The 10,553-nt window shown below is 42.8% G+C and carries 6 protein-coding genes and 1 pseudogene; all 7 read right to left on the reverse strand.

Features of this window, described 5'->3' with window-relative positions; genetic code table 11:
* Positions 1 to 709 precede the first annotated feature (709 nt).
* A complete protein-coding gene (locus JCM15907_RS11720; protein ID WP_148297511.1) occupies positions 710 to 1,075 on the reverse strand; it encodes a hypothetical protein in 366 nt (121 codons plus the stop codon).
* Positions 1,076 to 1,089: 14 nt separating this feature from the next.
* Positions 1,090 to 2,823 carry an alpha-L-fucosidase gene (locus JCM15907_RS11725; protein WP_081773844.1) on the reverse strand — a complete coding sequence of 578 codons (1,734 nt, stop codon included), beginning with the start codon at positions 2,821 to 2,823 and terminating at the stop codon, positions 1,090 to 1,092.
* Between the two features lie 35 nt (positions 2,824 to 2,858).
* A complete protein-coding gene (locus tag JCM15907_RS12480; RefSeq protein WP_025843542.1) occupies positions 2,859 to 4,766 on the reverse strand; it encodes a DUF4954 family protein in 1,908 nt (635 codons plus the stop codon).
* A 138-nt stretch (positions 4,767 to 4,904) separates the two neighbouring features.
* Positions 4,905 to 7,990 (reverse strand): annotated as a pseudogene (locus JCM15907_RS14035) (NAD(P)(+) transhydrogenase (Re/Si-specific) subunit beta).
* An 8-nt stretch (positions 7,991 to 7,998) separates the two neighbouring features.
* On the reverse strand, positions 7,999 to 8,301 hold the full coding sequence (locus JCM15907_RS09055; RefSeq protein ID WP_025843543.1) for an NAD(P) transhydrogenase subunit alpha part 2: 303 nt from the start codon (positions 8,299 to 8,301) through the stop codon (positions 7,999 to 8,001).
* Between the two features lie 121 nt (positions 8,302 to 8,422).
* Positions 8,423 to 9,580 carry an NAD(P) transhydrogenase subunit alpha gene (locus JCM15907_RS09060; RefSeq protein WP_025843544.1) on the reverse strand — a complete coding sequence of 386 codons (1,158 nt, stop codon included), beginning with the start codon at positions 9,578 to 9,580 and terminating at the stop codon, positions 8,423 to 8,425.
* Positions 9,581 to 10,098: 518 nt separating this feature from the next.
* Positions 10,099 to 10,518: a hypothetical protein gene (locus JCM15907_RS09065; RefSeq protein WP_036885669.1), complete on the reverse strand. Its 420-nt coding sequence runs from the start codon at positions 10,516 to 10,518 to the stop codon at positions 10,099 to 10,101.
* Between the last annotated feature and the right edge of the window lie 35 nt (positions 10,519 to 10,553).

The following is a 10,553-nucleotide window of genomic DNA, read 5'->3' on the forward strand; positions in this document are numbered from 1 at the left end:
GCTTCAATTCCACAATGGTGCGATTAGTAGTCGTAAAATTACAAGAAAAAAATGACGTAAATACGCTCTTTTCCGTACAAAAAGGTTGTTTTTTGACGAGAGAAAGTTGTCGATGGGTAATTGTATAAAAACAACAGAGGTACGACAACCCTAAGAATTCAAGAATTGAAGTAAGGGAGAGTACACAAGAGCTTGGGCAGAGCTTCTTTTACATAGAACAACAACTTAAAAACAGGGTAAAAAGAGTACTTGTATACTATTTCCCATCTCGAAAAATCCTCGTATAAAGATTGATAAAAAGGACTTTAGAGATAAAGACTTTGGTTAATCTTTTCTTCACTCAATCGAACTATTATCGTCATATTGTTATTGACATTCAGAGTTGCTCTATACCTACTCTCTTGGATATTGTACAAACTCTACGAACCTTCCGAGCAAACTTTCAAAAGGGTTAATACTTTTGGGAGTTTGTACGGAGGGTTATTAACAAAACCGTTATACCTTTTGAATCCTCTGTTCTACTCAATTCTCTTCACATTCATTATCAGCATCTTCTATATCAATTCCCTCTCCTCGGTATAACGAATAAACTTGCTTTGCTCTTGCCTTATGTAAGCGTTATGGTCATAGTACGTTACAAAGTCTCTTAGATAAAGTCTCTCTTTTCAAAAATTCATATCTAATCATTTAAAGCTTGAAGAGGTTAGAGTTATTGAAGAGGTTTTAGCGAAATACTGTATAGTCCAATACTACGGGCTTTAGGATAAGTCTTCGTTTTATTAGAAGTCGGTTGTCCCTCCTGTCCATTTTGGTTCTTAGCAGGAAGTGCCCATTCCTTTAGTTGTAATCTATTTGTAGGTTGTTCCAATATAACCTCTTGTTGATACTGCGTATAAGAACTTTCGGGAGTTAGACGTAGGATTGATTGACGCCCCCATCTTCGGTACGATTTTAAGGTTAAGATATGTTGCCCTTTGCTGAGAGGTAAAAGGATAAATTGTTCATGTAGAGAAGCTCCATCTATGGGACGGGCTATTTGACCTGCTATATAATTACCATCTAAAAAAAGCATCATCCCCTCCGAATAAGTTATGCGCAAGGGAGATTAACCTCCTCTTTTGCCTCTATGGTATAGCGTAGGTACTCGGCAGGTGCAGAAGAGCGTTGTTCAAAAATAATGGGTTGTTCGTCCCAATCGGACGGATTATAGGCTTGCTGATTTATGAAAGCATTTCTATGCACACCGAAGCGTCCGCCTTGCGAGGCTCTCTCCATTTTCTTCCAAACTATACTATTGTGAGGTAATTCTACTCTTTGTGTTCGAGCTTTTGAAGGAGCAAAATAGACGGGTTGATTATTGAAAAGTAGCTGATGATGAAGTTCTGCTTCAGTATAAGTACAGAGTATTTTGTGAAAAGGATGCTTACTCCTCCAACGATAACCAACGATACTTTTATAGCCCGTATAGTAATCTATGGCGGAGTGAGCGTAGAGTACTTCTGCATTATGAGGTGAGAACTTTCCCTTTTCCTTTGCAGGGAAAAGCGTTGCCTTAAAAGGAGCTGAAAAGGAGAGCTTTACTACAGTATAGGGAGCATTGGCTATAGTACGACTTGCCCCTTGTAAATGGAGGGTAAACCCCCGAGAAGAAACCTTAGAGAACAGCACTTTACGACTATCATTGAGTAGTGCAATCTCTTTGTACCTCTCTTTTATATAGGGAATATTTATTTGCTCTTGTGAAGTGGGAAGAAAGAGATACAACGTTGTCCCCTCTGCCGAGAGAGTTGCAAGAGGAACTTCCTCCTCATAGGGGAATGGTGTTTTGGTCGTATTGTAAAGAGCCTCTTTGATGGGGGCTATCATCGCTCCTATTTGAGAGATGACTTCCTCTTCAAAGGGTACTATACTTCCATCGCCTTTAGGAGCGATATTCAGGAGATATTTTCCTCCCCCTGAAACGACTTTTACCAAAGAAATAAATTTTTCTTTTGCCTTTTCCATCATCGAACCTCTCTCTTGCCAAGAACGATAGCCCCATGTTTCGTCGAACATCGAAGCAGCTGTTTGCCAAGGCAACTCCATTGTATAATCGGGATATTCATTGTCTGCCATCACAGAGAAATCTGCATAATCGTTTCCCAGCCTACCACTTACTTGACATGAGGGTTGTAGTGCATGAACCAACTCATACAACTCTTGACTCTGCTCCGTCTGAAGTGAGCCCATATCAAACCATAGCTCATCAACTCTACCATATTGAGTAAGGAGTTCGCTGATCTGTTTTTTGTTGTATTCGTGATGTAGAGGCGTTATAGGATCAGCGTTGTGCGAAGAGTAAGGCATAGCATAAGGATAGTGCCAGTCTATAAGAGAGAAGTAAACGCCAAAGCCTATTCCATGACGATGACAAGCCTCTGCCAATTCTCCGATTAAATCTCTTCGAGCGGGGGTAGCATCATAGGCATTATAATCGGTAGTCTTCGTTTTCCATAGACAGAAACCATCGTGATGCTTGGCTGTCATAACTACCGAACGCATCCCACCCTTCTTAGCAAGTTGTACAATAGCCTCTGCATCGAAAGCAGAGGCATCAAAGAGCTGAGTATAAGCCTCGTACCAGTCTGAAAATCCAATTCCGAAAGTGAGTATCTGCTCTGAATATCCCTGTGTTACAGGTTTGCCATTCCACACGCCTGCAGGAATAGAGTAAAGTCCATAGTGGACGAACATAGAATATTTATCTCCATACCAGTCAGCTCGTAGTAACTGTGTATAGGATAACGCTATTAGTAGCAATAATAAACCCTTTATTCTCGTCATAAGTCTATTGTTTTTTCATTACTCTCCTATAGCTTTTACTCCTCAGTGAGAGTGCAAATAGCGTCTCGTAGGGAAGCAAAGTATTTTTTCAGTTCTGCGATGAAAGAGTGCTCTTCAATCTCTCCTCGAACAGCCTTAAAGTCAGCATCGAGGTCTTCCCTATCCTCTGCCAAAATACCAAAGTTCATAGCCCTTTGGGGCATCAGCTCACGAGAGGCATCCTTTAGGACTAATTTCTCTATGTGCAGAGCATCTTTCAGCGCCTGTTCTTTGAGAGAAATGTACCATGTGGAGGGAGGGAGATTTTCGTATTCGGGATAGAGAGAGAAAAGTATCTTCCACAAGAGAGGGAGGTCTTGCTCTTGAGCTTCTTTACAAAGTACTTCCAATCTTTTTTTCAATTCGTTCGTAGAGGTCGAAGGAGTAGATTGCTCTTTTAGAACCCAATCCTTGTATGCCGACAAAGAGAGCGAAACACCTGCTAAGTCTATATATCGCTCTTCGAGAAGTAGAGAAGTGTCTGTTGGAGCTATAGCCCCCTTCAGAGAAGTAGCGAGTACAATGGTTAGTAGCCGACGATAGAGTTCTGCTCCTGTAACCATATCTCCAGAGGTTATAGTTACTTTGTAGAGTTTGAAAAATTGGTCAAGAGAGAGCGTTGTTAAAGCTGTCCAAGCACGAAAACAAGATTGTATAAGGGCCGATTGCTCCCATCGAAAATCAATTGTATCCAATGCTATAGAGCGAGTTGTTTCACTACGACGCTCTCGTTTAGACCATTTGAAAAGATCGCGCCAAGTGCCTACCTGTACTAAGGTCAGAGCTGGATAGAGCAAAGTTTTATTGCCCTCACCTCGTACTTCAGAAAAAGGGAAATCTTCCGTGTTAGGAAGAGTATAAATGCGTCCGAAAACTTTAGAAAAAGCTCCGATATGAGCTGGCCAAAGGACATAAGCATCGCTGGCAAACTTAACACCTCTCTCCAAAATTCCATAGTGCATAGCTCCCAAGCGGTAATGATGGTTGCTTTGATTAGTTCCACTCCCAGCATTAAAAAAAGAGAAAAGCCCACCGATAAGCAATGTGGAGCGATGCATAGATACTGTATAGGGAGCTAAGAAAGCAGCTGCACACTCGCCATTGGCAAGAGTAGAATTGGCAAAAATTAGTGAATCGTGCGCATAGAAACCTCCTGAAAGATGACATCCTTCACCTACAAAAGTGTGCAATAAAGTTACACCTTGCAGAAGAGAATCTCGACCAATCCAAAAGGTATTGGCTGAGGTGTGCCCCTCTATTTTTACAGCATCTGCCACGGTTCCATTCTTCAGAGCCACGGGACCCTCTATGTATGTACCTTGCCCAATGCAAACATTCTGAAAAATGCCTCCATAGAGTAGCGTACTCCCCTCTCCTATAAATGCCCCTTGCTCTGCTACCTGCTTTGCTTCCTGCTCTACCAAAGAGGCTATATGGCGTTGCAAATCCTCATCATGCTTGGCAAAAGCGGTTATATAGGCTAATTGTGCAGAAAGATGATTAGAAATGTAAACCGTACGACCTCCCATCTCGTCCAAGACAGCAATAGGTGCTCCGATGGCAAAAGTAGCTCCCTCATCGGCCTTTAACTGAGCAATGTGAGCTATAGTAACATTATCACCGATGCGATAGCCTCGAATAACATCGTTCACGTGCTCAATGAGTACCTCTCTACCAAGAAAACAATCTTCCAATACTACATGAGATACTCCCGAGGGGCGATGTTCATAGTAGGATGAATGATGCATACCTCGACAAGCTCCCAGATGACATCTACCTCGGAAAGTTACACAGCGGTAGCTCTCAGTATTAAAATCATCATCCACTGTGATGGCAGACCAATTCTCGGCACTACAGCCTAAAACCTTCATCTGTTCTATCTCTATGTCTTTTAGATTACGCATGGCAAAATAGTATCAGCTTAATTTACACAACTTGTACCCAATATTTTCCCTAACAACGACAAATCTCTAAAGCAGAGAGTTACGGACTTTACAATTGTAAGTCCATACTCTCCCCCTTAGAGATTAATAATATACAGTTTATACTAATGCTTGATGGAGCTTAGACAAGCTATCCTTAGCATCGCCTGTCAGGAGTACAACTCCCTCTGAACGTGTATAAAGAGGATTTTCGACTCCAGCATAACCAGGATTCAAATCGTAGTTGCAGATAACAATGTGCGCCGTTTGGTCTACATTGAGTACTGGCATTCCGTAGATAGGAGTACCCTCAGCATCACGAGCTGCTGGATTCAAGACATCATTAGCTCCCACTACAATAGCCAAATCCGCCTTAGCAAAGTCTTCATTAATAGCATCCATTTCGTAAAGATCTTCGTAGGGGACATTGGCTTCTGCCAAAAGTACATTCATATGACCTGGCATACGGCCTGCCACAGGATGTATAGCAAAGCGGACATCTGCCCCACGATTACGGAATTTGTCGGACAACTGTTTTACTTCATGCTGTGCTTGTGCCAAAGCCATACCATAACCCGGTACGATGATAACACTCTTAGCCTCTTTCATCCAGATCTCAAAAGAGTTCTCCGAGGAGGAAGCCTCTTGGCGAGTGGTAGCATTGTCGCTCCAAGCATCTATTTGAGCAGAGAGTTGCGCCACACTCTCCTTAGCGTCACCTGTCATCAGAGCTACACCTTCAGAACGCGTATAAAGAGGGTTCTCTACCCCAGCATAACCAGGTTTAAGGTCATAGTTACAGATAACGATATAAGGAGCTTGGTCTACGTTGAGTACAGGCATACCATAGATGGGAGTGCCTTCTGCCTCACGAGCTGCGGGATTCAAAACATCATTCGCACCGATAACAACCACAGCATCGCAGGTAGCAAAATCATCATTGATGGCATCCATTTCGTAAAGGTCTTCATAGGGGACATTAGCCTCTGCCAAGAGTACATTCATATGCCCCGGCATACGACCTGCTACAGGATGGATAGCAAAGCGGACATCTGCCCCACAGTTACGGAGCTTATCTGCCAGCTGTTTTACCTCGTGCTGTGCTTGCGCCAAAGCCATACCATAACCTGGTACGATAATTACTCTCTTGGCAGAGCGTAAATGCCCCCCGGGAGTAACTTCGCTTTCCATGTTTTTTTGAGCCGTTGAGGGGATAGTCCACTCGCCTTGTACAGCATCTAAAATCTTGGCAAGACTCTCTTTAGCATCGCCTGTCATAAGCCATACTCCCTCTGAACGGGTATAGAGAGGATTCTCTACCCCAGCATAACCAGGCTTTAAATCATAGTTACAGATAACTACAAAAGGAGCCTTATCTACATTAAGAACGGGCATACCATAAATCGGAGTGCCTTCGGCTTCACGAGCTGCGGGGTTCAGTACATCATTCGCACCAATAACGACAACGGCATCACAAGTAGCAAAGTCGTCGTTAATAGCATCCATTTCGTAAAGGTCTTCGTAGGGAACATTTGCCTCTGCCAAGAGTACATTCATATGACCTGGCATACGACCTGCCACAGGGTGAATAGCAAAGCGAACCTCTGCCCCATTGCTACGGAGCTTATCTGCCAACTGCTTTACCTCATGCTGTGCTTGAGCCAAAGCCATACCATAACCCGGTACAATAATTACTTTCTTTGCCTTAGCAAGGCGACTTGCATCAGTAGCCCCCGTTTCCTTCTTTACTTCAGGCTTTTCGGCACGCTTCGCTTTTTGCAATAATGTGGAGAGTTGTGCCAAAGACTCTTTGGCATCACCCGTCATAAGGCAACGCCCTCTTTTCGAGAATATAAAGGATTTTCTACGCCTGCATAGCCTGGTTTGAGGTCATAGTTACAGATTACGACAAATGGTGCCTTATCCACATTGAGTACCGGCATACCATAGATAGGAGTCCCTTCGGCATCACGAGCTGCTGGGTTTAACACATCGTTCGCCCCAATCACAACGACAGCATCGCAGGTAGCGAAGTCGTCATTAATAGCCTCCATTTCATAGAGGTCTTCATAGGGTACATTTGCCTCTGCCAAGAGTACATTCATATGACCTGGCATACGGCCTGCTACTGGGTGAATAGCGAAACGAACACGAGTTCCCTCGGCACGAAGTTTATCTGCCAAATGCTTCACTTCATGCTGAGCCTGCGCCAAAGCCATACCATAGCCAGGTACGATAATAACCTCTTTGGCATCTGCCAAAACTGTACCTGCCGACAACTCTCTTTTCTCTTCTATGATAGAAGTATCAGATACTTTTTGTGTTTGTGGTGCAGAGACTGCCTTTTTAAGAGGAGCAGATTTCTTACCTCCCAAAAGAATAGACATTAGGCTGCGGTTCATAGCCCTACACATAATCTGCGTTAAGAGCAAACCAGAAGCTCCAACAATACCACCAACAGCAACTAACAATACATTATTGATAGCCATACCTGCAATAGCACCTGCCACCCCACTCAAAGAGTTGAGAAGAGAGATGGTAATAGGCATATCTGCCCCTCCCACACGTACCGAAAAGTAGAGTCCGAAGAGGGAAGCAAAAAGTGTAGTTCCAATCACTAACCAAAAAAGAGGAGAACCCGTAGAGCCTCCAAAAGTACCCACTAAGATGAATACTGCCAATACTACCAAAGAAAGCATTGTTACCATCGAATGGTAAGCCCACACCTGTGGTTTTTGGGGCAGTAAACGATGCAATTTGCCTGCCGCGACAAGGCTACCCACTAAGGTGATCATACCTACCCCTATAGCAAGGTAACCTGTAAGCAACTCAAAAGCCCCTTGAGGTTGCGTAGAAATCGCACCGATACCTACCACTGAAAGTATCCCGACTAATGCCGATGCTGCTCCCCCCAATCCGTTGAGCAAAGCCACCAATTGAGGCATCTGAATCATCTGTACGCGTTGGGCAAAAAGACCGCCAATAATAGCGCCGATGATAATAGAAGGATACAGCGACCAAGCTGTAACAATAGGAGTATTGTCTGTATCCTTTGTAGTCAAAAGTGTAAAGACTACCCCAAAAAGAAGCGCAAAAGCACTCAACAAGTTACCAAAAGAAGCTCGTCGTACTTTACTCATAAAGGAGATGCCCAGCATCACCAAAAGAGACAAAATAGTACAAATAATAATGTATATAGTATCCATAGTGCGTCTTACTTACCGGTTCTTTTTTTCTGTTTGAACATACGTAGCATACGATGCGTTACGCCAAAACCACCTACCACATTTATAGTGGCTAAAATAATGGCTAAACCACCTACTACTTGCCCCCATATAGGGTGATCTATAAGTACAGCCAAACCTGTCGCAGCCAAAGCTCCAATGAGTGTTACTCCTGAAAGAGCATTCATCCCAGACATTAGAGGAGTATGCAGAAGACTGGGTACATTTTTTATAAGAAAATAGCCTATTACAGTAGCTACCACAAAGACAAGAATCAATATCAAAGGACTCATTTCTTTTCTTCTAAATAGTGATTTTACCTTTACTATAAAACAAAAAGAACGAACCACCCCCTCGCCACAAAGCAATAAAGGAGATGATTCGCTCTTTAATTATGCAACATAGGGTTCAAGATTATTGACCCATAGCTTCAAGTGTTCCTTCATGAACCACCTTGCCATCTTGTGTAACCAAAATCTTACGGCACACTTCATCTTCCATATCAAGGTGCATCTGACCATTTTTAACGAGATACTTAACAAGGTTATACATATTTTGAGAGAACATCCATGTAGAACTCTTAGGCAAAAGTCCTGGGATATTCTTAATCCCCTCCAATACAACACCATGCTTCACTTCACGCTTACCAGCAGGAGTAATAGCACAGTTACCACCTTGATCGATAGAGATATCTACAATTACAGAACCGGGTTTCATCTCTTTTACCATTTCCTCTGTGATGATGATAGGAGCAATCTTTCCGGGAACGAGAGCACTACAGAATACAATATCCATCTCCTTGATAGCATCTTTTAGAGCTTCTCTTTCCTTAATGAGCCACTCTTCAGGCAAATGCTTAGCGTATCCACCCTCTGCTATAGCCAACTCTGCTGGCACACCTGTTTCTACAATCTTTGCTCCCAAACTGGTAGCTTGCTCGGCAGCAGCAGGACGAATATCGGCAGCGTAAGTAATAGCACCCAAACGCTTAGCCGTAGCCAAGGCTTGCAAACCAGCGACTCCGACACCGATAACCATCACCTTGAGAGGTTGGATTTGCCCAACGGCAGTAAACATCTGAGGGAGGAAACTTGCCACATCGTTAGCCGCCATCAGAATGCCCTTATAACCTGCACAAGTACTCATAGAGGTAAGGGCATCCAAGTTCTGTGCGCGAGAGATACGAGGTACACCATCTAAGGTAAGACCAATAACCCCTTGAGCCGCCATCTTGCGTACCATATCATGATTTACAGGAGAAGCAGGGTGAATGAACGTGATGATGTACTGTCCCTTGTGCATCATGTCGATTTCGTGCATATTCAACTTCTCATTGAAAAGAGGCTCTTTCACCTTGATGATAATATCACTTCGGTCGTACACCTCCTTGGGTCCGTCGATTAGCTGAGCGCCTGCTTTGGCATACTCTTCGTCGTGATAAAAAGCTCCTTCTCCAGCTCCTTTTTCAAACAATACGGTAAAACCGTCTGCTACATATTTTGCTACAGCCTCTGGACTTGCAGCTACACGAGCCTCCTCGTGCATAATCTCTTTTGGAACACCAATAATCATGATTTTATTCGTATATAATTAATTGTGATTTTAGTAAGCATACCCAATTACAACCTATGACTCCCGACAAACGAGGAAAAGAGGTTGTAAAAAAGAAGCCTTTAGTTTCGGAGCAAAGATAGTATATTTCTCAATAGAGACTGTTGCGCGGGCTTCAAAATATCTACTATAATAAACTTTTTGTTAGGTCTTACAGAATGGAGTAATCACAAAACGTTGATACAGAAGAAAAAGTATTCAGGCATATAACTGAACCTGAATGACGACAAAAACGAGCTTTTGGCAGTATGCAACAGACTCAAGCTAACCCGTCCCAACCATCTGTGCGAACTTGCTTAACCCTCTGTCCAAACTCATCTAAGGATTAACCCTTTTGTAGCAAACCATCATACCTTTTTATCGGTGGGTACTGAGAGCAACTATTTAATCACTATAACAGCAACAAAAAAAGGAGCTTTTGAAAGCTCCTTTTTTAATATAGAGTTATAGAAAACTATCCAAACTATTAGGTATGAGCATTAGCTAATCTTCTTAAATACACAAGGTACCACTCCAAGCTGTAGTGTAAGAGTCTTAAATGTTTTATTATACTTCGCCTCAAAAGAAGTATCCGATGTTCCGAAGAATGAAGCCAACTCTGTGGCAAAAACTATCTTCACCTTATGACCATCTATCTGATAAGAGAAGTTAACACGTATTGTAGAGCTATTGCTTCCATTGGGAGTACCAAAAACAAGCTGTCCTGCCTCTTCAGAAAGAAAAACTAATCTCAACGAACTATCTCCTCCTTCCTTGGCATTGTCCAAAATACCTCCCGTTAAACTTGCTACCCACGTAGTTCCTGCCAATTTCAGTACTTCTGGTTCTTTTTCACAAGAACTAAATAGCGTAACCATAGCTACCAAAAAGGCGGTTACGTACAAAATTGATTTCTTCATACACGAAAATTTTTATGTGAAATAATATGTTCTAA

The organism is Porphyromonas gingivicanis JCM 15907, from assembly GCF_000614585.1.
In the GTDB taxonomy this organism is placed as follows: domain Bacteria; phylum Bacteroidota; class Bacteroidia; order Bacteroidales; family Porphyromonadaceae; genus Porphyromonas; species Porphyromonas gingivicanis.